Below are 23,398 nucleotides of genomic sequence, written 5' to 3' on the forward strand. Positions count from 1 at the left end.
CCGCGAGCTTTAGAAAGCACCCCTACCTCAAATACCGCTCCGGCCCCAGCTCCCGCACATCGATATCAGGCACCTTGCTGGAGATGATGTCGGACAGCACCTTGGCCGAGCCGCAGGCCATGGTCCAGCCAAGCGTGCCGTGCCCGGTGTTGAGATAGAGGTTGGAGAACTCGGTGCGGCCGACCAGCGGCGGCCCGTCCGGCGTCATCGGCCGCAGCCCGCACCAGAAGGACGCCGCCTTGAGGTCGCCGCCATCCGGGAACAGATCGCCGACCGAATGTTCGAGGGTGCGCCGGCGCGATTCATGCAGCCTGAGATCGAAGCCGGAAATCTCCGCCGTGCCGCCGACGCGGATGCGGTCGCCGAGCCTGGTGATCGCCACCTTGTAGGTTTCGTCCATTACCGTCGACACCGGGGCGGCGACCGCGTCCTTGATCGGAACGGTGATCGAATAGCCCTTGACCGGATAGACCGGGATCGGGCGCCTGAGCAGGCGCATGAAGCGCGCCGAATAGCTGCCCAGCGCCAGCACATAAGCGTCGGCCGCGCGCGAGCGCTGGTCGGTGCCGACGCTGACGATGCGATTGCGGTTCTTGGAGAAGCGCCGGATCTGCGTACCGTACTCGAACGTGACGCCGCGCGCCACGCAGAGCTCGGCCAGCCGATCGGTGAACATCTTGCAGTCGCCAGTTTCGTCGCCGGGCAATCTCAGCCCGCCGACAAACTTTTCCCGCACGCCGGCCAGCGCCGGCTCGGCCCCAATGCAGCCTTCGGGATCGAGCAACTCGTAGGGAACGCCATATTTCTTCAGCACCTCGACATCGCCGCCGGTGCCGTCGAGCTGCTTTTGCGTGCGAAACAGCTGCAGCGTGCCCTTGGTCCGCTCATCATAAGCGATGCCGGTCGCCTCGCGCAGCGCCTTCAGCGTGTCGCGGCTGTATTCGGCGAGCGGCACCATGCGCGCCTTGTTGATGGCGTAGCGATCCGCGGTGCAATTGCGCAGCATCTTGATGAGCCATGTCCACATATACGGATCGAAGGCCGGCCGCACCACCAGCGGGCCGTGCTTCATCAACAGCCACTTGATTGCCTTCAGCGGAATGCCGGGGCCGGCCCAGGGCGAAGCATAGCCCGGCGAGATCTCGCCGGCATTGGCGAAGCTGGTTTCCAGCGCCGGCCCTTTCTGGCGGTCGAACACCGTCACCTCGTGGCCGGCCTCAGCGAGATAATAGGCAGTGGTGACCCCGATAACGCCGCCGCCCAACACGAAGATCTTCATCGCATCACTCTCCACGACGACTCCGTCAGAGGGCCGCCGCCTCCTGTCTGCCGGATTCTGCGGCGTCCGCCAAGGGGCGGCGTGTCGCGGCTCTATGAGTTGACATAGCGGCGGTGGAAGCGGGGGCCGAGACTGGTCAGGATTTCATAGCCGATCGTGCCGGCATGACCGGCGGCGTCATCGACGCTCTGCGAGGGGCCTAGGAGTTCGACAAGGTCGCCCTCGCGCAGCCGGCCGGCCGGCAGGGCCGAGATGTCGAGTATGATCGAATCCATCGACACCCGCCCGACAAAGGGCAGTCGCACGCCGTCGAGCCAGGCAGCCGAAGCCGCGCGCCGGTGCCAGCCATCGGCATAGCCGAGCGAGATCGTGGCCGCGCGCAAGGGACCGCTGGCCAGAAACGCATGTCCGTAGCCGACGCCCGCGCCCTTATCGATGCCGCGTGTCTGGATGATCTTTGCCTCGAGCCGCACGACCGGCAGCATCGGGTTCGCCTCATCAGGCGTCGGATTGATGCCGTAGAGCGCAGCGCCAGGACGCGCGAGGTCGTACTGATAGCGCGGCCCAAGAAAGATGCCGGAGGAATTGTCGAGCGACGCCGGCGCCCTGGGCAGCATTTTGCGCAGCCGTTCGAATTCCCGAAGTTGCGCGTCATTGGCCGCATTGGTCGGTTCGTCGGCGCGGGCCAGATGGCTCATGACGAGGACGACATCGACGCCGGCGAAAGCATCGGCCGTAAGCGCCTCGACCTCTGCCGGCGCCATGCCCAGCCGCGACATGCCGCTGTCGACCTGGATGGCGGCCTTGAGCTTGCGGCCGGCCTTTTGGCCTGCCTCGCTCCACGCCTTCAGTTGCCCGGTGCTGTTGATGACGGGAACAAGGTCGGCGGCCACCGCTTCAGGTTCCGAGCCCGGCGGCAGGCCGTTCAGCACATGGATTTCCAGCTTCGGTCCGAGTGCGTCGCGCAGCGCGACACCCTCGGTGAGATGCGCGACAAAGAAGCTGTCGCAGCCTTCGGCAACCAGTGCCGCCGCCACTTGCCGCGCGCCGAGCCCGTAACCGTCGGCCTTGACGACGCCGGCGCAGCGCACGCCGCCGAGCTTTGCCTTCAGCCGCCGGTAATTCTCTCGGATAGCGCCGAGATCGATGGTGAGAACGGCGCCGGCCGCCGCTTCGCTGATCGGCTGCAAGCCGGCTTCCGGTGCAGAATGCAATGACTTCCCTGAGGCGCTGCTCATCCCCGCTCCTGACCAGAGCACGAAACAAACCCTATCAGTAAGGACAGATCATGGACGTCGCAACAGCGAGCCGCCTAAGCCAAATGCCGGAACGCCGTCACCACGTCCTCATAGACCTTGCGTTTGAACGGCACTATCAGATCGGGCAGGTCCTGCATTGGCCGCCATGCCCATTCATCGAATTCGGCGGTGTGGCCGCCCGGCGGCGGATTGATCTGGATCTCTCTGGTCTCGCCGTGAAAGCGGTAGGCGAACCATTTCTGCGTCTGGCCGCGATAGCGGCCCTTGAGGGCGATGCCGACCAGATCGCGCGGCAGGTCGTAGTTGATCCAGTGCGGCGCCTCGTCGAGCAGCGTGACCGAGCGCATGCCGGTCTCTTCATAGAGCTCGCGCCCGGCCGCCTGCAGCGGCTCCTCGCCCTCGTCTATGCCGCCTTGCGGCATCTGCCAGAGCTGCGTGGTCCCGGCAAATTCGCTGTCCGGTTCGGCGATGCGGTGCCCGACCCAGACCAGCCCGTCGCCATTGAGGATCATCAGTCCTACGCAAGGGCGGTAAGGCAGCGTCTCGGGGTCGACAGGTTTCTTCGTCATGATCAGCCTTTTTCCGGGTCGATGGCCACCGCCGAGATCGGCACGATCTCGATGCCGCGCTTTTTTGCTTCGACCACCCAGGACGCCACGGTATCGACGGTGAGGTCGAAGGCCGAGCCGATGCCGACGGCGGAGCCTTTGGCACGCGCGGTCGCTTCCAGCGCGTCGAGCTTTTTCAGGATGGCGCCGCGGTCCTGCACGGCGTCGATTGCCGTATCGCCGGCGACGAATGGCACACCGTCCTTCAAGGCGAGATCGGACGCCAGGCTCCGCGCGGACGAGCCGTCATCGACATAGGCAAGGCCGCGCTTGCCAAGCTCGGCCATGAACGGCCCCATCGCCGTCGCGTCGGCCGAAAAGCGCGCCCCCATATAGTTCATGACGCCGGTATAGTTGGTGGTCCGCGACAGCGCCCAGCGCAGATTCTTCAGATTGTCGTCCGGGCTTGCCGCCACCGTCAGCGTGTTGCGGCCGGGATTGACGTTGGGATAGTCGAACGGTTCGAGCGGCACCTGCATGACCACCTCATGCCCGCTCTGCCGTGCCGCCTGCATCCAGCGGCCGATGCTGTTGCCTTGCGGCGCAAAAGCCAGCGTCACTTCGGCCGGCAGCTTGGCGATCGCGGCCTGCGTGCCGGTCTGCGACACGGCAAGCCCGCCGATGACGATTGCCACTCGAGCGCCACGCGAACCCGACCACGGCCGCGCATAGACATCGAACGGCCGCCGGCCGTCAGCGGCGCGAACCGGCAACGGGCCGGTGTCGCTGGCCTCGATCAGCGCCCTGTCGGGGATATGCGCGATCTTCAGGTTCTGGCCGATCGTCGACGGGTCGTGGATGACGATGGCTGCATTGGGCGGGCCATCACCCTCCTGGGACTGCACATGGATGATCTGCGGACCGCTGGCCTTGGGCGTTTCCGCCTTCGGCGCTGCCGCCGTCGCTTGAGCAGTGGGCGCTGCGGCCGCGGGCTCGGCCGCCGCCGTCACCTTCGGCGTCGAGAGCGCGATTGCTTCCGGTTTGCGGAACGGCTTCTCGCGCAGCGCGATCGCACCGGAGATGCCGACCGCGGCCAGCACGACCAGCGTCGCCGCGACGGCGCCAGCGCTGATCCCGCGCGACGCGGCACGCGGTCGGACGGTCTGTCCGAGCGGGCGTTCGATGTCCTTGCCGACGTCAGCCAAGCCGCATCCCCCGGGCGCGTGATCAGCGAAATCTTTTCGCCATGCGCAGATCCAAAACTGACGGCGCGTCCCCTGCGCCTTTTGAGGCGCAGCGCCCAGCGGTCCCCGAATCAAACTGCCGGAACCTCACGGTCCCGGCAGCATTGCATCGCTTCGATTGGGCAGCCAGAGCTACCAGTCGATTTTACTGGTTGAGCACTGCCTTCTCCGGATTCGGCGGGAATGCCGGATCGGTCTTCTGGCCGCGCAGCAGCTGTTCGGCATAGATCAGCTGCAGATCGTCCTTCGGATCCGGCGGCACATAGGCAGCCGAGCCCGAGCCGGTATCGCTCTCGTCGGCGCCCTTGATATGGCCCTTGAGGTCCGATTCGCCGCGCGTCAGGTCCCTGCCCTGCAGTTCGGGCGGCAGCGGCTGGTCGACCTTGATGTCGGGCGTGATGCCCTTGCCCTGGATCGACTTGCCGGACGGCGTGTAATAGAGCGCCGTCGTCAGGCGCAGCGCGCCGTTCTCGCCAAGCGGGATGATGGTCTGCACCGAGCCCTTGCCGAACGACTGCGTGCCGACCACTGTGGCGCGGCGCAGGTCCTGAAGCGCGCCGGCGACGATCTCGGAGGCGCTGGCCGAACCGCCATTGACGAGCACGATCAGCGGCTTGGCGCCGATGTCGTCGCCTGCCTTGGCGTCGAAGCGTGTGACGTCCTTCGGGTCGCGGCCGCGGGTCGAGACGATCTCGCCACGGTCGAGGAAGGCGTCGGACACGCTCACCGCCTGGTCGAGCAGGCCGCCCGGGTTGAGCCTGAGATCGAGCACATAGCCCTTGAGCTTGTCGTTCGGCACCTGCTTCTTGATGGTGTCGATGGCATTCTCGAGGTCGTCATAGGTCTTTTCGGTGAAGGAGGTGATCTTCATGTAGCCGATGTCGTTCTCGACCCGGAACTTGACCGCCTTGACCTTGATGATATCGCGCACCACCGTCAGCTCGATCGGCTTGTCGGCGCCTTGGCGCAGGATGGTCAGCTTGATCGGCGTGTTGACCAGGCCGCGCATCTTTTCGACTGCATCGTTGAGCGTCAGGCCGCGAACCTCTTGGCCGTCGATCTTGGCGATATAGTCGCCGGCCAGCACGCCTGCCTTGGCAGCCGGGGTGTCGTCGATCGGCGTGATCACCTTGACCAGGTCGTTCTCCATGGTGACCTCGATGCCGAGGCCGCCGAACTCACCCTTGGTCTGCACGCGCATGTCCTGCGCCTGCTCGGCATTCATGTAGGAGGAGTGCGGGTCGAGCGAGGTGAGCATGCCGTTGATGGCGTTTTCGACCAGCGACTTGTCGTCCGGCGGCGTCACATACTGCGCCCGCACGCGCTCGAAGATGTCGCCGAAGATCGCCAGTTGCTTGTAGGTCTCGGAGCCTGCAGCGTTCGCCGTCGAGCCGGGGGCGCCATAGACCAGGCTCATCGCTGACGCGCCCATCAGCGCACCGGCAATAAGAAGCGACAGTTTCCGCATCATTTCACGTCCTTCCAGAGAAGCGGTCCGCCCACCATGGGGTCGGATCGACGGGTTTTCCATCCTTGCGGAACTCGACATAGAGTTCCGGCGTGGCATTTCCATTCTTCGAGGCCGAGGTGCTTGCCACCCGGGCCTCTCCCATCGCGCCGACCGGCTCTCCTGCGAGCACCGACTGGCCAGACGCGACGCTGATTCTGCTCATCCCCGCCAGGACGACATGATAGCCGTCTCCCGCATTGAGGATCAAGAGTTGACCATAGGAGCGAAAGGCCCCGCATAAAGCACATTTCCGTCCGCCGGTGCCGTGACGATGGCTCCCGATTGTGTCGCAACCATGTCGCCAAGCATCACCGCGCCGTTACCGTCATCGGCCCCGAAACGCAGCTTGATCTTGCCGGTGACCGGCAGCGAGACTTGTCCCTGAAGTGCCGAAAACGGCGCGGCGGCGGTGAGGCGGTTGCCTTCCGGCACGGGCAGCGAAGCCAGCTCCGTCGACGCGGTTGTGCCTGCATCGGCGTTATCGGCGTCCGGCTTATCGCTGTCGGCCGCTTTCTGTTCGCCTGCCTTGACGGCATCCGCCGCCTTGCGGCTCTTGTCGGCTTCAAGCGAAGCGATCAGCTCTTTCAGGCTGCCGGCCTTGGCCGCAAGCGCCTGGGACCGCTGCTTTTCAGCGGCCATCGCCGTCCAGGTGTCCGCCTCGAGCTTCTGCTTGGCTTCGAGCAGCATGGAGAGGCGTTTCTTTTCCGCCGTCTGCTCGCCGACCGCCGCTGTCAGCCGCGTCCGCTCGGCCTCGATCGAGGCCGTCACCCGGGTCTGTTCCCTGAGGTCGGCCAGCAATTTGTCGGTCTGCTGGCGCAGTTCCGGCACCACTGCGCCGAGCAGGATGGCGCTGCGCACCGACGACAGTGCGTCTTCCGGCTTGACCAGGATCGCCGGCGGCGGATTGAGCCCCATGCGCTGCAGCGCCCCCAGCACCTCGGCCAGCACGTCGCGCCGCGCCGCCAGCGAGACACGGATCTTCTGTTCCTCGCCCTTCAGTCCTTCGAGCCTGGCGCCGATATCCTCGATGTCCTGGCCGAGCTTCTGCTCGGTCATCGCCGACTGGATAAGCGCCGCGGTGATCGAGGCATGGTCCTTCTTGACCGAAGCAATGTCGGCGGCGAGCTTGGCCAGCCGTTCGGACGACAGCGTGATCTCGGCCGACACCTTCTCATATTCGGCACGGCTCAGATCGGGGTCGGGCGCCACGTCCAGCGTATTTTCGGCCCGCGCAAGCCCGAGCGACAGCAAAACCACTGCTGCAGCGATGCCGCAGCGCGCGTGCCGGAAGCCCGTTCGTGATTTCCCGTTGTCAGCCATTGAAGCCCGACTCTATGCGTGGCTTCGTTAACGAACCATCAACCATGATCGAACCGAAGCCTAGCACAAAACAGCCGCGCGTTGGGGCGGAAATCCGGACGATTGATCCTCGACCCACTGATTTACGAACGGTGGTAGGGATGTCCCGAAAGAATCGTTGCCGCCCGATAGAGCTGCTCGCCCAGCATGACGCGCACCAGTTGGTGCGGCCAGGTCGCCGCGCCGAACGAGACTATCAGCTCAGCCTGATCGCGAATCGACTGGTCGTGCCCGTCGGCGCCGCCAATGGCGATGACCAACGCCTTGCGTCCGCCATCGCGCAGCTGGCCGATACGGCTGGCGAAATCGTCTGAGGACAGGTTTTTGCCGCGTTCGTCGAGCAGGAACAGCGCCGTGCCCGGCTGCAGCTGTGCCTGCAGCTTCTGGCCTTCCTCGCGGCGGCGCTCATTGGCGTTCTGGGCTCGTCCCTCGGCGATCTCGGCGACACCAGAGAATTCGAACCCGATCGCCGGGCCGCTCTTGGCGAAACGCTCGAAATAGCGGTCGGCGAGTTCTCTCTCGGGGCCGGCCTTCATCCGGCCCACGGCATGAACTGCTATCTTCATCCCTGCCTCGGCGAGCTTTCAATCCATGTCGCACCCCGGATGGTTACGACATGAGACGGAGCTCAGTGCAAGGTCTCTTCCTCGAGGTCCGGCGCCTGCCACATCTTTTCAAGATTGTAGAATTCGCGGACTTCTGGGCGGAAGACATGGACGATGATGTCGCCTGAATCGATCAGGACCCAGTCGGCGCCGGACAGCCCCTCGACGCGCGCCGTGCCGAGACCGGCATCCTTGAGCGCCTTGAGCAGGTGGTCGGCGACAGCCGAGACATGACGGTGCGACCGGCCCGACGCGATGACCATATAGTCGCCGAGGCTCGATTTCCGCTGAATGTCGATTGAGACAATATTTTCGGCCTTGGAGTCTTCCAGACTGGCAAGGACTGTCTTGATGGCACGGGACACGGCGTCATCTACGCTGATCCTGGCCGGCGAAGGCATGACGTCAGCCTTCTTCCGCAATGCTGTTCTCAGTGTATTTCCTTTCGCAGCAAGAACAACCAAATCACCCACGAAATCAGGTGACACCCTATAGATAGGCAGAGTTCCCTTGCAGTTTCAAGACGGGAGGCCCTGCCACCGCGAACGCAGTGCACGACTTCCGGTTCCGGAGCCTTGAGAAAAATCGGAACCCATGGCCGCGGCAGGGGTTATCGACACACCCCCCAAACGGATTTTCCTGATGCCAATCGACCCCAGAACACGCTGCTCACCGTGCAGGCTGGCCTTGCGCAACTCAGCACACTGATCGTTTCCTATTCCTTCTCCGCCATCGGCGCCATCATCCTGCTGGTCGTCGGCTATCTCGTCGCCGGGCTCGCAGAACGATCGATCTCAGCCGGCCTCGGCCATATCCATGGTTTCGACGCGACGCTGCGCCATTTCTTCTCGAAGATCGTGCGCTACGCCATCCTGATCCTGGTCGTCATCATGGTGCTCGGCCAGTTCGGCGTTCAGACGGCCTCGATCATCGCCGCCATCGGCGCCATCGGGCTGGCAATCGGCCTGGCGCTGCAAGGCACGCTGCAGAACATCGCCGCAGGCATCATGCTTCTGGCGCTCAGGCCATTCCGCATCGGCGAATATGTCGAGGTCGGCGCCATTTCCGGCACCGTCGAGGAAATCGGCTTGTTCGCCACCAAGCTCCGCACGACAGACGGCGTCTATGTGCTGGCGCCCAATTCGACGCTGTGGAACCAGCCGGTGCGCAATTTTACTCGCAACGGTGTGCGCCGCGGCGACATCACGCTGAGCATCGGCTCCTGGAACGACATCGACCTGGCGCAGAAAACCATGCTGGGCGTTGCCGGCGGCGAGCGCCGCGTCAAGCGAGAGCCGGCGCCGATCGCCTTCGTCGCCACGGTGGGCGATGCCAGCGTCGCCATCACCTTGCGCTACTGGACCACGGCGGCGGATTTCTTCGCCACCCAGATCGATCTCACCAAACGCGTCAAGCAGGCGTTCGACGCCGAAGCCATTTCGGTTCCCGCACCTCCGCCGGAGGCTCGACAGGAAACTGCCGCTACCAGGCAGTAGGAGCTGTGAAACCGTTCAGCGCTGATCTTCCGGGGCGTAGGCGAGCTCCACCGGCAGCGGCGCCTGCGCCGACATCGGCGCGAAACTGCTGGTCTCCGTAGCGGGGACGGCGCGCGTGGTGGCCACTCGCCACAGCACGAACAGGCAGAAGACAGTGGCGATGACGATGGCCACATAAATGAAGGCCTGCGTGCCATAGACAGCCGACAGGGCCGTCACGATACCCGGCACGATGAACCCCGACAGCGACCAGGCAAACAGCAACGAACTCGACAGCGCCACCATGTCGTCCTTGCCGGCGCGATCGGCGGCGTGTGCGCTGGCCAGCGAATAGATCGATTCCGAAGCGCCGTCCCAGATCACATAGATCACCACCAGCACCGCCAGAGCGCCACCGTCAAAGCCGATAGCCAGAATACCGGCAACGATGGCCAGTGCCGCAGCGCCGGCCAGCACGTAACGGCGATCGGTACGATCCGAAATCCAGCCGAGCGGGATCTGCAGGATCAGCGTGCCGACGGGCATGGCCGACAAAAGCAGCGCCACATCGGCCTGGCTGTAGCCCTTGGCCGTGGCATGGATCGGAGCGAACCCGGCGATCGCCATCGACAGGCCGCCGACGGCCAGCATGCCGGCCACGCCGACCGGCGAGATCCGCCAGGCGCGGCCAAGCGCCACGGAGGCTGCGCGAGGTGGCGGCGGTTGAGCCAACCGCGTCATGCCGACCGGCAGGATCGACACCGCGGTGAAGGCAATGCCGATCAGCGGCGCCTGCGCCGTCGCGATGTCGACCGCCGCCAGCAGGGCATAGCCGACGCCAAGTCCGGCGACATAGGCGACGTAAAACACCGCCATCACCCGGCCGCGAATGGCGTTTGCGACGGCATCGTTGAGCCAGCTCTGGGCGACGATGAACAGGCCGCATATTGCAAAACCGTAAAGCGCGCGCGCCGCGATCCACAGCAGCGGGTAGGTGCCGGCGCCAATGGCAGCATTCGACAGCGCTATCAGCGCCGACAGCACCATGAAGGCGCGGGCGTGCCCGACGCGGCGCACCAGCGGCCCGGTCAGGATACAGCCGGCAAGTCCGCCGGCAGACAGGCCGGTGATGATCAGCCCGGCCCAGGTCGGATCGAAGCGCTCGACGCCAAGCCGGACCGGGATATAGGCGAACATCAACCCGTTGCCGACCGCAATCAGCGCCATCGACACGATTACGCTGGCAATGGCGATCACGGGCGCCGGCGGGGTGCCATGATTGGGGTCGATGTCGGTCTGGTTCACTGAAGTGGCCATATCCAGCGCAGCATCGCCCAGCCAATCGCGAAAGGCCGCCGTAAAAGCGACATCGGCGATCTGGTCTTACGGAGTTACCCCTTGGCTTGCTGGCGAATAGCACTCGATGACAGCGATGAGCGTGGGCCGTGAATAAAAGTCCAGGCCGGCGCCTTCATGCGGGCGAGCCGGGGCGCGTCACCCTCGTCGACGCGGGCATAGTCGAAGGTCTTGGCCACGACCGAGGACAGGAAGGACAGCGTCGCGCCCGGGCGGTCGATGACGGCGATCGGGAAGGCCATGACGATCTGGCGCCAGCGCTGCCAACGGTGGAAATCGCGGAGTGAGTCGGCGCCCATGATCCAGACGAAGTCGACGCCGGGATTGCGTGCCTTGACCAGCGCCAGCGTGTCGGCGGTGAAGCGAATATGATGCGCCGCCTCGAAGGCGGTGACCTTGATCTTCGGGTTCTTGGCGATCTGCTCCGACTGCAGCAGCCGGTCGCTCAGCGGCGCCAATTCCCTCGTGCTCTTCAGCGGATTGCCTGGCGTCACCATCCACCATAGCTGGTCGAGCGCCAGCCGCCTGAGCGCGATTTCCGCCACCAGCGCATGACCGGCATGCGGCGGGTTGAACGAGCCGCCGAACAGGCCGACGGCAAGGCCCTTTTCGGCATGCGGCATGCGGAGGTAGTGCGAGGAAAGAGGCGCCCCACCCTCCCCCTTGTGGGGAGGGTCGATCCGCGAAGCGGAGCGGGGTGGGGGATTGCAGAATTCAGCGTCGTACCCCCACCCGGCTCGCTGCGCTCGCCACCCTCCCCACAAGGGGGAGGGTAAGGCCAGCGCTCAAGGCCTCACCTGTCCCGACCCGCGCACGCGGTATTTGAACGAGGTCAGCTGTTCGACGCCGACCGGACCGCGCGCATGCATCTTGCCGGTGGCGATGCCGATCTCGGCTCCCATGCCGAATTCGCCGCCATCGGCGAACTGCGTCGAGGCATTGTGCAAAAGGATCGCCGAGTCGATCTCGTTGAAGAACCGCTCGACCGCTTTGGTATCCTCGGCGATGATCGCCTCGGTGTGGTGTGAGGAGAACGTCTCGATATGGTCGATGGCACCGGCAATTCCGTCTACCAGCTTTACCGCGATGATGGCCTCGAGATATTCGGTCATCCAGTCGGCATCGGTCGCCGGCTTGGCGTCGAAGAACAGCTTCATCACTTCCTGATCGGCATGGATCTCGCAGCCGGCGGCGCGTAGCGCGTCGAGGATCGGCACCAGATGTGTGGAGGCCACCGCGCGGTCGACCAGCAAAGTCTCTGCAGCGCCACAGACACCGGTGCGCCGCATCTTGGCGTTGACGGCGATCCTGACCGCCATGTCGAGATCGGCCGAGCGGTCGATGTAGAGATGGCAGATGCCTTCAAGATGGGCAAAGACCGGCACCCGCGCCTCGCTCTGGACGCGCCCGACCAGGCTCTTGCCGCCCCGCGGAATGATGACGTCGAGATTGCCGCCAAGCCCTTTCAGCATCTCGCCGACGGCGGCGCGGTCGGTGGTCGGCACCAGCTGAATGGCGTCTTCCGGCAGGCCGGCGGCCTTCAGCCCCTCGACCAGGCAGGCATGAATGGCGGCGGACGAATTGAGCGAGTCCGAGCCGCCGCGCAGGATCACCGGATTGCCGGCCTTGAGGCAGAGCGCGCCGGCATCCGCCGTCACATTCGGCCGGCTTTCATAAATGACGCCGACAACGCCGAGCGGCGTGCGCACGCGCTCGATCTGCAGGCCGTTGGGGCGATCCCAGGCGGCAATCACATCGCCGACCGGGTCCCTGAGCTCGGCGATTTCACGGATGCCATCCGCCATGGCACGGGTGCGCGCCGGATCGAGCTTCAGCCGGTCCATGAACGAGCCGGACAATCCCGATTCGTGGCCATTCGAGACATCGATGGCGTTGGCGTCGAGAATGTCCTGCTCACGCGAAATGATCGCGTCGGCCATGGCGACGAGTGCGGCATTCTTGGCGGCGGCGGTCGCAATCGCCAACGGTCGGGCGGCCGCGCGGGCGCGGCGGCCGATATCAGCCATCAGCGCGACGGTGTCATCCCCGGATTGTTCATGCAGTTTCAGCATGTCTCATCCTCCGCTTACCTCGCCCCCGGCCCATACCTGGCCGGCAGCCCGTATCTGGTCACCCGGATCGCTCACCACCAGATCGTCGCGGTGGATCATCGCCGAGCGCGCCTCGTAGCCGAGCACGGTTTCGATCTCGGCGGTCTTCAGGCCTGCGATCCTTACGGCATCGGCGGCATCATAGGCAACCAGCCCGCGCGCGATCTCGCGCCCTTCCGGCGACAGGATGGCCACCGTGTCGCCGCGCGAGAAATTGCCGCTGACCAGCCTGACGCCGGCCGGCAGCAGCGATTTGCCGGACAGCAGCGCACCGATGGCGCCGGCGTCGACGGTGAGCCGCCCGGCCGGTTCGAGCTGGCCGGCGATCCAGGTCTTGTAGCCTTTCACCGGATTGGCGCTCGGCCTGAAGAAGGTGGCGCGCTCGCCACGCTCGATCGCCATCAGTGGCGACAGCCTGGTGCCCGAGGTGATGATCATGGCGGTGCCGGCGGCGGTGGCGATCTTGCCGGCATCGAGCTTGGTGCGCATGCCGCCGCGCGACAGTTCGGAAGCGGCCGCCCCCGCCATTGCTTCGATATCGGGTGTAATGCGGTCGACCACCGGAATGAATTTCGCAGCGGGATCGCGCGCCGGCGGCGCCGTATAGAGCCCGTCAATGTCGGAGAGCAGCACCAGCAGGTCGGCGCCCATCATCGTCGCCACCCGGGCCGCCAGCCGGTCATTGTCGCCATAGCGGATTTCGGAGGTCGCTACCGTGTCGTTCTCATTGATGACCGGCACCGCCTTCATCTTGAGCAGCGTCGAGATCGTCGCGCGGGCATTCAGATAGCGTCGGCGCTCCTCGGTGTCGCCGAGCGTCAGCAGGATCTGGCCCGATTTCAGCGCACCCTTGCCCAGCGCATCCGACCATGCGCCGGCGAGCGCAATTTGCCCGACGGCGGCCGCCGCCTGGCTCTCCTCGAGCTTCAGCGCCCGTTTTCCGAGACCGAGAATGGTGCGGCCGAGCGCAATGGCGCCGGACGACACGACCAGGATCTCGGCGCCGCCATTGGCCAGCACCGCAATATCCTCGGCAAGCGAAGCCAGCCAGTCGCGCTTCAGGCCGCTGGTGCGGTCGACCAGCAAGGCCGAACCGATCTTGACCGTGATGCGCCGGTATTTTGTCAGCGACCGCGCCGTCATCGTTATCGGTCCCAGCGGGTCTCGACGGGAGCGGCAGCCCTGTCGCGCGCTTCGCCGACAACTGCCATCAGCGCGCGCAGCACCGCTTCGACGCCCTCGCCGGTGGCCGCCGACAGCAGCATCGGCGCGCGGCCGGCAGCGCGTTTGAGGGACGCAACCTTCTTCTTGCGCTCATCGGCGTCAAGGATATCCACCTGGCTGAGCGCGACGATCTCGACCTTCTCGATCAGCCCATTGCCATAGGCGTCGAGCTCGGCGCGCACGGTCTTGTAGGCCTTGCCCGGGTTTTCCTCCTGCGCCGAGACCAGGTGCAGAAGTACACGCGTGCGCTCGACATGGCCGAGGAAGCGGTCGCCGATGCCGACACCCTCATGCGCGCCCTCGATGAGGCCCGGAATGTCGGCGATGACGAATTCGCGCGCATCGATGCGGGCAACGCCGAGGCCGGGATGCAGCGTGGTGAAGGGGTAGTCTGCGATCTTCGGCTTGGCCGCGGTGACGGTTGCCAAAAAAGTCGACTTGCCTGCATTGGGCAGCCCGACCAGGCCGGCGTCGGCAATCAGCTTCAGCCGCAGCCAGACATTCATCTCTTCGCCGGGCTGGCCGGGATTGGCGCGGCGAGGCGCCTGGTTGGTCGAGGTCTTGAAATGCTGGTTGCCGAAACCGCCATTGCCGCCCTTGGCCAGCAGGAAGCGCTGGCCGACCACGGTCAGGTCGCAGATCAGCGTCTCATTGTCCTCGGCAAACACCTGGGTTCCGGCCGGCACCTTGAGCGTCACATCGGCGCCCTTGGCGCCGGTCATGTTGCGGCCCATGCCGTGGACACCAGTCTTGGCCTTGAAATGCTGCTGATAGCGATAGTCGATCAGCGTGTTGAGACCGTTGACCGCTTCCAGCCAGACATCGCCGCCGCGGCCGCCGTCGCCGCCATCCGGGCCGCCGAACTCGATGAATTTTTCGCGCCGGAACGACACAGAGCCGGCGCCACCGTCGCCGGAGCGGATATAAACCTTGGCTTGATCGAGAAATTTCATTGGACTACGCAGTTTCTGTTGGCCTTGCGGCTTTGCTCTAGATCTTGCGCCTTGCTCTAAACCAAGGCGCGGCCAAGGGCGAGGCCGTTTTGCGACTAAAGCGCCGGATGCCCTTTTGTCGGGGACGCGGTAGCAGTGTTCGCGGACGGAGCTTGAGGGGCGCGGGAATGAAGGTTGTGAGCTACAACATCCAGTACGGTATCGGTCTGGATGGCCGCTACGATCTCGGCCGCATCACCGAGGCGGTTCGCGGCGCCGACGTGATCGCGCTGCAGGAAGTGACCCGCAACAATCCGAGGAACGGCAACCGCGACATGGTCGCCGAGATCGGTGAGGCGCTGCCCGAATATTTTGCCGCCTACGGCAGCAATTTCGAGGTCAATGTCGGCTCGCGCCTGGAGGCCGGCCGCGCCATCACCACCACTTTCCAGCTCGGCAACATGGTGCTGTCGAAGACACCGATCCATCTGTCGCGCAATCTGCTTTTGCCGCGCAGCCGCAGCCTTGAGGCGATGAACTTCCAGCGCGGCGCACTCGAGGCGCTGGTCGAGACCCCGCTCGGCTTCATCCGCTTCTATTCCACGCATCTCGACCATCGCAGTCCGGTTGAGCGCGCCAGCCAGATCCGTTTCCTGCGCCAGCGCCTGTTGAACTATGCCTTCGAGGGCGGCGGTCTCTCCGGCATTCCCGAGATCGGCCTGCCGGACCTGCCCTATCCCGAAGCCTTCATCGTCATGGGCGACTTCAACATGCTGCCCGGCTCGCCCGAATATGTCGAACTCGTCGGCCGCCCGGACCATGAATTCGGCATGCCCTTGACCGCCGATCTCGCCGTCGACGTCGCCCAGCGCCTGAACACACCAGACGTCGTCACCTGGGTCGATCCCACGCGACCCGAAGACACAAGCCGCCACAAGCGCATCGACTACATCTTTACCTCGGCCTCGCTCGCCGGATCGCTGAAGCGCCTGTGGGTCGACCCGCAAGCGGTCGGTTCGGACCATCTCCCGATTTGGGTCGAGATGGGCTGAGTTGAGCCCGATCCACAACCAACGTTTCCAAACCTGTCGTTTGGAGGCACGCGCCTAGGTGTTGAGATTCAGGTCAGGCCGAGCCGAAAACACTGTCTTTCGAGAACCGGAGCGGAGTGTACTTAAGTACGTGCACCGGAAGCGCATAAAACCCGCGTTTGCAGGCCGGCCTCACCTGAATATCAAAACACCTAGAAATGCACCCAGTTTCGAAGACTGATCCAGGTCTTTCTGTCCAGCCGGTACCGCTCGACCGGCACCTGGCCGGCGACGATCGAGTTCAGCATGCCCTGGCCGGCATACTGGAAGCCGCATTTGTGGATGACCCGGCGCGAGGCCGGATTGATCACCCGCGTCGAAGCCTGCAGCACGTGGATCGACGTCCGTTGGAAGGCAAGGTCGACCAACGCGTGCGCGGCCTCCGTCGCATAGCCGCGCTTCCAATAGGGCTCGCCGATCCAGTAGCCGAGTTCCAGCCCGCGATCGGTCATGTTGAGGCCGGCGCAGCCGACGAAAATGTCGGTGCCGGCGAGCGTCAGGGCGTAGGCGATGCCGGCCCGGCGCGACCGGGTCATAGCCAGGAAGGCGCGTGCCTCGGCCTCGCCATAGGGGTGCGGCATGCGGGCCAGCATCTCGGCGACGTGACGGTTGTCGGCAAGCTCGACCAGTTGCGCGATGTCGGCTTCACACGGGGCGCGCATCACCAGCCGCTCCGTGGCCAGCACCGGGCAATCTATCGCGTAACTTTCGTCTTCGGTGTCTTCCGCTTCGGCAACCATTCGACGTCCTCCAGGCAAGAAAAAAGGGGAGATGGAAAACCCATCTCCCCTGATCCTTTTCCTGGCTCCATTCACTGGTTTGGCCAGACACCGGTTCCCGAGATGGGCGCCGGTTTTATAGTGCGGAACCGGCTACTCCGCGGCTTTGGTAATCGGGTTGACCGATACGTAGGTTCGGCCGTTGGCTTTTTTGTTGAAGGTGACTGCGCCGGTCTCGAGCGCAAAAAGGGTGTGGTCCGTGCCCATGCCGACATTGACGCCGGGATGCCAGGTGGTGCCGCGTTGACGGATGATGATGTTGCCCGGGATGACGGCTTCGCCGCCGAACTTCTTCACGCCCAGACGCTTGGAATGCGAGTCGCGACCGTTGCGCGACGAGCCGCCAGCTTTCTTGTGTGCCATCTAACTAACTCCGATGCGCCCTGGGGCGCTTGAATGGTCTTATGAACGCGTTCGCGTTCCGTTTCAAGTCCGATCCGGCGACCTTGTCGCCGGTTCGTTTTACTTCTTCGCCAGTTCCTTGGCCTGCTCGCGCCAGTCGTTGATCTGGTCGGTGCTGAAGGGCATGTGCGCGTCGATCTTGGCCACGTCCTTGTCCGACAGCTTGGCAAGCTGGGCGAAGGTGGTGATGCCCTGCTCGTGCAGCTGGCCGGCGGCAACCGGGCCGATGCCCTTGATCACGGCCAAATCGTCCGGCTCGCCCTTCGGCGCCTTGAACAGCGGCGCGGCGACGGCGGTCTCCGTCTTGGCTTCATCCTTCGGAGCAGCCTCGGCTTTGGCTTCCTTCTTCGCCTTGGCTTCCTTCGGCGCGGCCTCGGCCTTCGCCTCGGGCGCTACGTCAGCCTTGACTTCCACCTTGGCTGAGGCCTTCTTGGAAGGCTTGGCGCCACCCAGCAGGATCTCGGCGATCCGCACGGTGGTCAGAAGCTGGCGATGGCCGATCTTGCGGCGCGAATTCTGCCGGCGGCGCTTCTTGAAAGCGATGACGGTGCGGTTCTTGCCCTGCTCGACGACTTCCGCCGTGACCAGAGCGCCATCGACGAACGGGGCGCCGAAAGTGACATTTTCGCCTTCGCCATGGGCGAGGACGCTGCCGATTTCGACGATATCGCCGACATTGGCTTCGAGCTTCTCGATCTTCAGGAGATCGTTGGCGGCAACGCGATACTGCTTACCGCCCGTTTTAATGACTGCGAACATTTTTTGCCTTTCGCTGTTCGGTCGGCCTCGATGAGCCGCGTCACGCGGTTCGGCCGTCTTTTTGTCAGTCTGCGGGTTCGAAAAACAAGCGGCGTGGAAGAACCCTCCACGCCGATTGCGCGCTTCCCCTAACCGAAGGTTCGGTACGAGTCAAGGCAAACGGGCGGAATCCTTGGCCACGCCGCCTCCTTGCCGCCCCCGATCTCTCCGGTCGAGGACCGGTTGGCCCCATCTGCCGACGTGGCCGCAACGCAGCCCTCCAGACAGAGCCCGCACAGGAAGCTGAATTCCCCCGCGGATTTGGCCTTGTAACCTGCCCGCCCAGCCGTTATCTAGTGCGCCGCGCCGGCAACGGCCGACCATGACCGCGGAGAGGTGGCAGAGTGGTCGAATGCACCGCACTCGAAATGCGGCATGGGTGCAAGCCCATCGGGGGTTCGAATCCCTCCCTCTCCGCCAGTTTGCTTTGCTGCAGCAATTCTCGATAGGCTCTCGGAACATCCATGGGACGTTCAACAGCTTTCGCGATCTTCCTCGCTACAGATCTGCTCATCTTGGGCTAGCGATTTGTCAAGGCCAAGCTTTGTCAGTGTATCCGCCGAGATCGGTTCTGCTAGCGCTGCTCGGTAAGCAGCCTGACATTTGTTGAAGAAATCCCGATGGAACATCTTCAATGCGATCGCGACAAGTGGAGAAAAATCAACCGAGAAAACATAACGAAGTTGGCCAAGCGTGAGGAAAGTGTGAAAGCCAGTCGGAAGCTCAGTTTTCGGGTCCGTTTTAACTACCAATCCGCCATGAGCAGCGAAGCTATGGTCGCCAGTTAGATTTGCAAACTCGCGATAAGTCGGATCAGGGTCCATAAAGAGCTTGATTGGATTGAAATCCGAATCGCCGCTCGCGAATCTTGCAATCGATAACGATCGTGGCCCTTTCGATTCAGCAATGTGACACGCCATAAGTTTGGCCAGATACCGGAACACGTTCAAATATGGCTCAGAGCCGATGCGGTAGCGATCGAGACGAAAGGCCTGCGCCGGATCATCTCCTGCTGAATAAAGTGCCAGTGCGCTTTCATGAAACCTAACGAACTCATTGTCGGCTGGCTGAGTTCGAACTGAGTTGCATTCGCCACATAGCTTAGCTGAAAAATGAAACTCGCGTGACTTTGGCCCCTGAGCGGCTCGCGGCGCACGTAGGCCGTCGAAGTGGCCAATCACCATAGCATCACGACCAAATATTGATCTTAGCGCAGAAGCCTTGATCTTATGCTCACCCGTGAGGCCATCAGGAGAGCCGCAGAGGCAGCAGCGATCCGGCGAATAGGGTTCAAAGAACACACCCACAATCGTTCACCCCCTTTGGCGGCTATTTGCCCGCATGACAAATGGTAGCGCCAAAACTGTAATCCAAGAGGCGCCTCTGTTCGTGGCGCATTAGTCATGTCCCGTGCGAGCCGACTGACAGAACCCGAAGTTTGTTCTCAAAAGCTGGACAAGCGCAGGGCGCGCCCCAAGTGAGTACGCGCCGCTGCGCCATCGCCGCCGCTAGGGCGGCATCTTCCGATAGACTAGTTCTTTTTGGGCTTCTTCCTCTTGCCTGCGCCCCACACTAAAGTGAAGTTCGCCTTAGGGTCGGTAGTGGGCCATCTTTCAAGCGCGACGCCGTAGCCCGCTGTCCACAGGGCGAGGTCAAAGGGTCTCTCGGACATCTCTTTTGCGACGATACGAACTTCCCCTTTTTCCATGATGTCAACTCGCGGAGTAAGCAGTTTAAGTGCTCTTTCTAGCTCTGCCACGCGTTGTTCTATCGTCGGTTTAACCGGTGCCATCAATTACTCCCCCCTTGTTCTGAAACTCGGGATAAGCCCCAAGCGACAAGAATTAAACCATAAAGAGCAGTAAATAAAAAGCTAGCGGAGAACCTTACTGTACTGCGAGACGCATTGGTGGGACACCCATGGACCGCAGGATGGCTGGGAAGCGGCGGTCATGGTGCAGGGAAGCGCTGGAGGTTTCGTTTGGGGAGTGTCTAGGTAAAGGGCCTTGGTTGAGGAATGGCTCCCTCTCCTTGAGCACTGCCTCCAGCAGGCCGAAAGGAGCCAACTGGCAGTCGGGCAATGAAGGCGAGGATCGCAGTGTGTGAGCGGTTTTCTCGGGAAAAGCGCGTAGCGCTTTCCCCTGGGGATTGCAAAAAACAAGCAGATCGAGCGGTTCGCCGTTTCCGTGAACGGTGAAACGCTCTAGGTGTTTGATCCCAAGCTTTGATGGCGCATACTTTTCGTCCGAATCAAAGGATGCGCTATGGGCCAGGTTCTTCATGGGAGCGCCACGACGACAGAGGCGATCCGTCGAGCGATACAGCATAGTCAAGAGAGCCTGAGGGCGCTGGCGAAGCGCTACGGCATCAATCAGAAGACGGTTAGGAAGTGGAGGAACCGGACGTCGGCCGCCGATCTTCCGACTGGCCCCAGAGATCCGAAGTCGACAGTGCTATCGACTGAGGAAGAGGCGGTCATCGTCGCCTTTCGGCGTTATACGCTGCTGCCACTGGACGATTGCCTCTATGCTCTCCAACCGACGATCCCGCATCTGTCGCGGTCATCCTTGCATCGCTGCCTGCAGCGTCACGGGATAGGCAGGTTGCCGGATGTCGAGGGCGACAAGCCGGCAAGGAAGAAGTTCAAGGCCTATCCAATCGGCTACTTCCATATCGACGTCGCCGAGGTCCGAACCGAGCAGGGCAAGCTGCATATGTTCGTGGCCATAGATCGGACCTCGAAGTTCGCTTTCGTCGAGCTGCACGAGAAGGCAACGACAGCGGTCTCCGCCGATTTCCTGCGCCATCTTCTTGATGCTGTCCCTTACAAGATCCACACAGTGCTTACCGACAACGGCATTCAGTTCACGACCCCAGGTGCCGGCGGCTCGGCCGTTCCGCTGATCAAGGAAGCCATGGCGGCGGGAGAAATCATATGGGCGCACGCCTTCGAACATACTTGCGCCAAGGCCGATATCGACCACCGAACGACAAAGCCAAGGCACCCATGGACCAACGGCCAGGTCGAACGCATGAACCGCACGATCAAGGATGCGACCGTCAAACGCTTCTACTACGAGAGCCATGACCAACTGCGCCAGCATCTCGCCGATTTCGTCTTAGCCTATAATTTCGGCCGTCGACTGAAGACCCTCAAGGGCCTCACGCCCTTTGAATACATCTGCAAAATCTGGACAAAAGAGCCCGAACGATTCAGGCTCGATCCAACCCATCAAACCTTGGGACTAAACATCTAGGCAACGAGGCCTTCCCTCATTTGGTTTACGTCTTCGATCGGGACCGGATGCCCGGTGAGGAAGCCCTGCATCAAATTTACCCCCAGGCGCTGCAGCAATATGTACTGCTCCTCCGTTTCGACGCCCTCGGCGAGCACGACATGGCCGAGATTGCGAAGCAGCCCGACCATGTCCCGCAACAGGCTCAAGCCACGAGACGTCTGGCAATCGTGGAGGAAGCTGCGATCGATCTTGACCACGTCGAATTTGAAACGGCGCAGCCATGTCAGGCCGGCAAATCCCGTTCCGAAGTCGTCCAGCCAGATCTGAACGCCCAGTTTTCGCAACCGCTCCACGTTTCTTACCGCTTGCGCCTCCAGAAAGATGTCACTGCCTTCGGTGATTTCGATGGCCAGTTTCTGGGGCGCAAGGCCGTGCCTGCCAAGGATTTCGGTGATCCGGAGCGAAAAGTTGGGAGCCTTGAGCTGAAGAACGGAGACGTTCACCGTCACGACCGAGCCCAATCCGTATTCCGCCATGTCACCGCAGGCTCGATCGATCAGCCACGTACCCAGTTCCACGATCGCTCCGGTCTGCTCGGCAACGGGTATGAATACGGACGGACCGATCATGGTGCCATCGAAGTCGCACAGCCGCATCAGAGTCTCGTGGCCCAGCACGCGTCCAGACGCCAGGTCGAAAATTGGCTGGTAGGCGACAGAAACGAGCTGGTTGGAAATTGCCAGCTTCAGCAGTTCTGAAAGATTTTCGCCGGAGCGATCCTGGCTGGTGGCGTGCGGGTCGTAAATCGTGAACGTAGCCCGACCGGCAAACTTGGACGCGTAGAGTGCGCGGTCCGCTTCCTGCAGCAGGATTCTAAGCTCTATGCTCTGATCGGCGCGCGTCAACGACGCTCCGGCACTGATCGTGACGATGTTGAGCTTGTCGCCCCGATCAGGGTGGTAGATATCCAAATCCTCTACAGCGCGACAGAATTTCTTCGTTATCTCATGAAGGTGAGCCCGCCCGGTGACCTTGCAGAGAATGACGAATTCTTCTCCGCCATAGCGGGCCGCGATGGCGTTGTTGGCAGCCGCCATCTCGGAAAGGACATGGGCGAGTTTGATCAGGCAATCGTCGCCGGCCTGGTGACCAAGTCCGTCATTAAACCTTTTGAAGTAGTCGACGTCGATCAGAATGAGGCCTATCTCGTCGTCGTCCGCGGCCCAGTCTTCGCGCAGCTCCGAGAATTCTCGAATGATCGCCCTGCGGTTCTTCATTCCCGTGAGCGGATCGGTGTCGGCGATTTCAGTTAGCTTTTGCCCCTTCTTGATAGCAGCCTGCTCCTGGAATTGTGCCCGAAGCGCGTGCAGGAAAGTCTGGTACCGCTCCAGACTCAGCCGCCAGGAAAGATAAAGCGACAAGACGAGGCAGTTCACGAAATAGGCCGACAACACGACCCGACCGGCGATGTCGGCCTGAAGGGAGAACATCGCGGCGTACACAAAGCTTGCGGCGACCGTCGCGGAGGCAAGGGCTGAAAGCCAAAAACGGAAGTTGAAGAACAGATTCGCACCCAGGATGAACACTGTGCCAAAAACCATGAAATGGGAGAGGGCATCCTGATGCTCTGTTCCAACAGCGGAGACGAGCCACCCAAGGGCACCGGAGACAATCGCCAGCGCTGCTACAAGGTGCAAGGTGGCAAGGGCAAAGCCCCGTCGGGCGACAAATTCGACAAGCGCCAGGGAAGTGACCCCTAGCGTAACGCGCGTCAAAACAAGCCGGCCGGCGACATCCGGAAAGAGAAACCAATCGAAAAGGCCATAGGCCACATAGCTGAATACAGCAGCCGCAATACCCCATCGCACAAGGCTGTGATTCTCATCGGCATCCTTCTGCAGGAACAGTGTCAGGAGTTCCGGATCGGCGGAATGCCACCGCGGACGTCCAATCGCTGCCGCCACCTTCTGGGCAACGTCCTCGCTCAGTTGCATCGCAACGCTCCTCCGCGATCTGCAGTAGCGAATGCAACAGCCGACGTCGCCTGCGGTTGGGGAATGAAGACGTCCCTGTCCGCAAGAAAAGTCAGATGTCGCTAACCGAGGGTAAACGGGCGGTTCGGATTTAGCCAGTTTGCAGGATTGATGGCCGTTCCGTTGATTAAAATTTTACTAAAATTTTATTAAA

General features: G+C 62.8%; 21 protein-coding genes, 1 tRNA gene and 1 pseudogene. 4 read left to right on the forward strand and 19 right to left on the reverse strand.

Annotated elements, in window-relative coordinates; genetic code table 11:
• Nucleotides 1–22: 22 nt before the first annotated feature.
• The 8 genes and pseudogenes from NLY44_RS20565 to rsfS all read right to left on the reverse strand — a co-directional run bounded on the left by NLY44_RS20565 (nt 23) and on the right by rsfS (nt 8,205).
• On the reverse strand, nt 23–1,279 hold the full coding sequence (locus tag NLY44_RS20565; RefSeq protein ID WP_023668705.1) for a D-amino acid dehydrogenase: 1,257 nt from the start codon (nt 1,277–1,279) through the stop codon (nt 23–25).
• Between the two features lie 92 nt (nt 1,280–1,371).
• Nucleotides 1,372–2,517: an alanine racemase gene (gene alr / locus NLY44_RS20570; protein ID WP_023737899.1), complete on the reverse strand. Its 1,146-nt coding sequence runs from the start codon at nt 2,515–2,517 to the stop codon at nt 1,372–1,374.
• Nucleotides 2,518–2,591: 74 nt separating this feature from the next.
• The gene (locus NLY44_RS20575) at nt 2,592–3,107 is read right to left on the reverse strand and encodes an RNA pyrophosphohydrolase (RefSeq protein WP_023737900.1); all 516 of its coding nucleotides are present in this window, start codon (nt 3,105–3,107) and stop codon (nt 2,592–2,594) included.
• A 2-nt stretch (nt 3,108–3,109) separates the two neighbouring features.
• Nucleotides 3,110–4,291 carry a divergent polysaccharide deacetylase family protein gene (locus NLY44_RS20580; protein WP_023737901.1) on the reverse strand — a complete coding sequence of 394 codons (1,182 nt, stop codon included), beginning with the start codon at nt 4,289–4,291 and terminating at the stop codon, nt 3,110–3,112.
• A 184-nt stretch (nt 4,292–4,475) separates the two neighbouring features.
• On the reverse strand, nt 4,476–5,801 hold the full coding sequence (locus NLY44_RS20585; RefSeq protein ID WP_023668701.1) for a S41 family peptidase: 1,326 nt from the start codon (nt 5,799–5,801) through the stop codon (nt 4,476–4,478).
• A 1-nt stretch (nt 5,802) separates the two neighbouring features.
• Nucleotides 5,803–7,160, reverse strand: a pseudogene (locus NLY44_RS20590) (murein hydrolase activator EnvC family protein).
• A gap of 122 nt (nt 7,161–7,282) precedes the next feature.
• Nucleotides 7,283–7,765 (reverse strand): 23S rRNA (pseudouridine(1915)-N(3))-methyltransferase RlmH, encoded by a 483-nt coding sequence (gene rlmH, locus NLY44_RS20595; RefSeq protein ID WP_023684125.1) that lies wholly within the window; start codon nt 7,763–7,765, stop codon nt 7,283–7,285.
• Between the two features lie 62 nt (nt 7,766–7,827).
• Entirely contained in the window at nt 7,828–8,205 is a 378-nt protein-coding gene (gene rsfS, locus NLY44_RS20600) for a ribosome silencing factor (protein WP_023668698.1), read from the reverse strand.
• 264 nt (nt 8,206–8,469) lie between these two features.
• Here rsfS and NLY44_RS20605 point away from each other — a divergent pair, with 264 nt between their 5' ends.
• On the forward strand, nt 8,470–9,300 hold the full coding sequence (locus NLY44_RS20605) for a mechanosensitive ion channel family protein (RefSeq protein ID WP_353654464.1): 831 nt from the start codon (nt 8,470–8,472) through the stop codon (nt 9,298–9,300).
• A gap of 15 nt (nt 9,301–9,315) precedes the next feature.
• Here NLY44_RS20605 and NLY44_RS20610 read toward each other — a convergent pair whose 3' ends face one another.
• From NLY44_RS20610 to obgE, 5 genes are all read right to left on the reverse strand, one after another.
• Nucleotides 9,316–10,596 carry an MFS transporter gene (locus NLY44_RS20610; RefSeq protein ID WP_023698214.1) on the reverse strand — a complete coding sequence of 427 codons (1,281 nt, stop codon included), beginning with the start codon at nt 10,594–10,596 and terminating at the stop codon, nt 9,316–9,318.
• Between the two features lie 74 nt (nt 10,597–10,670).
• The gene (locus NLY44_RS20615; RefSeq protein WP_023698215.1) at nt 10,671–11,258 is read right to left on the reverse strand and encodes a nicotinate-nucleotide adenylyltransferase; all 588 of its coding nucleotides are present in this window, start codon (nt 11,256–11,258) and stop codon (nt 10,671–10,673) included.
• A gap of 162 nt (nt 11,259–11,420) precedes the next feature.
• Nucleotides 11,421–12,707 (reverse strand): glutamate-5-semialdehyde dehydrogenase, encoded by a 1,287-nt coding sequence (locus NLY44_RS20620; RefSeq protein ID WP_023806589.1) that lies wholly within the window; start codon nt 12,705–12,707, stop codon nt 11,421–11,423.
• Between the two features lie 3 nt (nt 12,708–12,710).
• Nucleotides 12,711–13,889 carry a glutamate 5-kinase gene (gene proB, locus NLY44_RS20625; protein ID WP_023806590.1) on the reverse strand — a complete coding sequence of 393 codons (1,179 nt, stop codon included), beginning with the start codon at nt 13,887–13,889 and terminating at the stop codon, nt 12,711–12,713.
• Nucleotides 13,890–13,891: 2 nt separating this feature from the next.
• A complete protein-coding gene (obgE, locus tag NLY44_RS20630; protein WP_023668691.1) occupies nt 13,892–14,923 on the reverse strand; it encodes a GTPase ObgE in 1,032 nt (343 codons plus the stop codon).
• Nucleotides 14,924–15,090: 167 nt separating this feature from the next.
• Here obgE and NLY44_RS20635 point away from each other — a divergent pair, with 167 nt between their 5' ends.
• Nucleotides 15,091–15,954, forward strand: a complete 864-nt coding sequence (locus NLY44_RS20635) for an endonuclease/exonuclease/phosphatase family protein (protein WP_023668690.1) — start codon at nt 15,091–15,093, stop codon at nt 15,952–15,954.
• Nucleotides 15,955–16,145: 191 nt separating this feature from the next.
• On the opposite strand, the gene NLY44_RS20640 is transcribed toward NLY44_RS20635, so the two are convergent.
• The 3 genes from NLY44_RS20640 to NLY44_RS20650 form a co-directional block, all read right to left on the reverse strand.
• Nucleotides 16,146–16,733 (reverse strand): GNAT family N-acetyltransferase, encoded by a 588-nt coding sequence (locus tag NLY44_RS20640; protein ID WP_023684119.1) that lies wholly within the window; start codon nt 16,731–16,733, stop codon nt 16,146–16,148.
• 132 nt (nt 16,734–16,865) lie between these two features.
• Nucleotides 16,866–17,135 carry a 50S ribosomal protein L27 gene (gene rpmA / locus NLY44_RS20645; protein ID WP_015315190.1) on the reverse strand — a complete coding sequence of 90 codons (270 nt, stop codon included), beginning with the start codon at nt 17,133–17,135 and terminating at the stop codon, nt 16,866–16,868.
• A 99-nt stretch (nt 17,136–17,234) separates the two neighbouring features.
• Nucleotides 17,235–17,933 carry a 50S ribosomal protein L21 gene (locus tag NLY44_RS20650; protein WP_023668688.1) on the reverse strand — a complete coding sequence of 233 codons (699 nt, stop codon included), beginning with the start codon at nt 17,931–17,933 and terminating at the stop codon, nt 17,235–17,237.
• 369 nt (nt 17,934–18,302) lie between these two features.
• Between NLY44_RS20650 and NLY44_RS20655 the strand changes: the two genes are divergently transcribed.
• Nucleotides 18,303–18,392, forward strand: a tRNA-Ser gene (locus NLY44_RS20655).
• Nucleotides 18,393–18,445: 53 nt separating this feature from the next.
• Here the strand turns inward: NLY44_RS20655 and NLY44_RS20660 are convergent.
• Both NLY44_RS20660 and NLY44_RS20665 read right to left on the reverse strand, forming a co-directional pair.
• Nucleotides 18,446–19,279 carry a hypothetical protein gene (locus tag NLY44_RS20660; RefSeq protein WP_156941062.1) on the reverse strand — a complete coding sequence of 278 codons (834 nt, stop codon included), beginning with the start codon at nt 19,277–19,279 and terminating at the stop codon, nt 18,446–18,448.
• Between the two features lie 224 nt (nt 19,280–19,503).
• A complete protein-coding gene (locus NLY44_RS20665) occupies nt 19,504–19,764 on the reverse strand; it encodes a hypothetical protein (RefSeq protein ID WP_023806592.1) in 261 nt (86 codons plus the stop codon).
• A gap of 472 nt (nt 19,765–20,236) precedes the next feature.
• On the opposite strand from NLY44_RS20665, the gene NLY44_RS20670 reads away from it, so the two are divergent.
• Complete coding sequence (locus NLY44_RS20670) at nt 20,237–21,229, forward strand: IS481 family transposase (RefSeq protein WP_286454927.1); 993 nt, start codon at nt 20,237–20,239, stop codon at nt 21,227–21,229.
• Here the strand turns inward: NLY44_RS20670 and NLY44_RS20675 are convergent.
• A complete protein-coding gene (locus tag NLY44_RS20675) occupies nt 21,226–23,205 on the reverse strand; it encodes a putative bifunctional diguanylate cyclase/phosphodiesterase (protein ID WP_023806371.1) in 1,980 nt (659 codons plus the stop codon). The two genes, NLY44_RS20670 and NLY44_RS20675, sit on opposite strands and share 4 nt — an antisense overlap.
• Between the last annotated feature and the right edge of the window lie 193 nt (nt 23,206–23,398).

Source organism: Mesorhizobium sp. C089B (assembly GCF_030323125.1).
Taxonomy (GTDB): Bacteria; Pseudomonadota; Alphaproteobacteria; order Rhizobiales; family Rhizobiaceae; genus Mesorhizobium.

Bases quoted from the DNA above. Each gene is read 5' to 3' on its own strand.
- NLY44_RS20665 (WP_023806592.1), bottom strand. From the start codon at position 19,764: ATGGCACCGGTTAAACCGACGATAGAACAACGCGTGGCAGAGCTAGAA.
- NLY44_RS20610 (WP_023698214.1), bottom strand. From the start codon at position 10,596: ATGGCCACTTCAGTGAACCAGACCGACATCGACCCCAATCATGGCACC.
- proB (WP_023806590.1), bottom strand. From the start codon at position 13,889: ATGACGGCGCGGTCGCTGACAAAATACCGGCGCATCACGGTCAAGATC.
- rpmA (WP_015315190.1), bottom strand. From the start codon at position 17,135: ATGGCACACAAGAAAGCTGGCGGCTCGTCGCGCAACGGTCGCGACTCG.
- NLY44_RS20650 (WP_023668688.1), bottom strand. From the start codon at position 17,933: ATGTTCGCAGTCATTAAAACGGGCGGTAAGCAGTATCGCGTTGCCGCC.
- NLY44_RS20635 (WP_023668690.1), top strand. From the start codon at position 15,091: ATGAAGGTTGTGAGCTACAACATCCAGTACGGTATCGGTCTGGATGGC.
- NLY44_RS20675 (WP_023806371.1), bottom strand. From the start codon at position 23,205: ATGCAACTGAGCGAGGACGTTGCCCAGAAGGTGGCGGCAGCGATTGGA.
- NLY44_RS20575 (WP_023737900.1), bottom strand. From the start codon at position 3,107: ATGACGAAGAAACCTGTCGACCCCGAGACGCTGCCTTACCGCCCTTGC.
- obgE (WP_023668691.1), bottom strand. From the start codon at position 14,923: ATGAAATTTCTCGATCAAGCCAAGGTTTATATCCGCTCCGGCGACGGT.
- rsfS (WP_023668698.1), bottom strand. From the start codon at position 8,205: ATGCCTTCGCCGGCCAGGATCAGCGTAGATGACGCCGTGTCCCGTGCC.
- NLY44_RS20620 (WP_023806589.1), bottom strand. From the start codon at position 12,707: ATGCTGAAACTGCATGAACAATCCGGGGATGACACCGTCGCGCTGATG.
- NLY44_RS20565 (WP_023668705.1), bottom strand. From the start codon at position 1,279: ATGAAGATCTTCGTGTTGGGCGGCGGCGTTATCGGGGTCACCACTGCC.
- alr (WP_023737899.1), bottom strand. From the start codon at position 2,517: ATGAGCAGCGCCTCAGGGAAGTCATTGCATTCTGCACCGGAAGCCGGC.
- rlmH (WP_023684125.1), bottom strand. From the start codon at position 7,765: ATGAAGATAGCAGTTCATGCCGTGGGCCGGATGAAGGCCGGCCCCGAG.
- NLY44_RS20640 (WP_023684119.1), bottom strand. From the start codon at position 16,733: ATGGTTGCCGAAGCGGAAGACACCGAAGACGAAAGTTACGCGATAGAT.
- NLY44_RS20670 (WP_286454927.1), top strand. From the start codon at position 20,237: ATGGGCCAGGTTCTTCATGGGAGCGCCACGACGACAGAGGCGATCCGT.
- NLY44_RS20585 (WP_023668701.1), bottom strand. From the start codon at position 5,801: ATGATGCGGAAACTGTCGCTTCTTATTGCCGGTGCGCTGATGGGCGCG.
- NLY44_RS20615 (WP_023698215.1), bottom strand. From the start codon at position 11,258: ATGCCGCATGCCGAAAAGGGCCTTGCCGTCGGCCTGTTCGGCGGCTCG.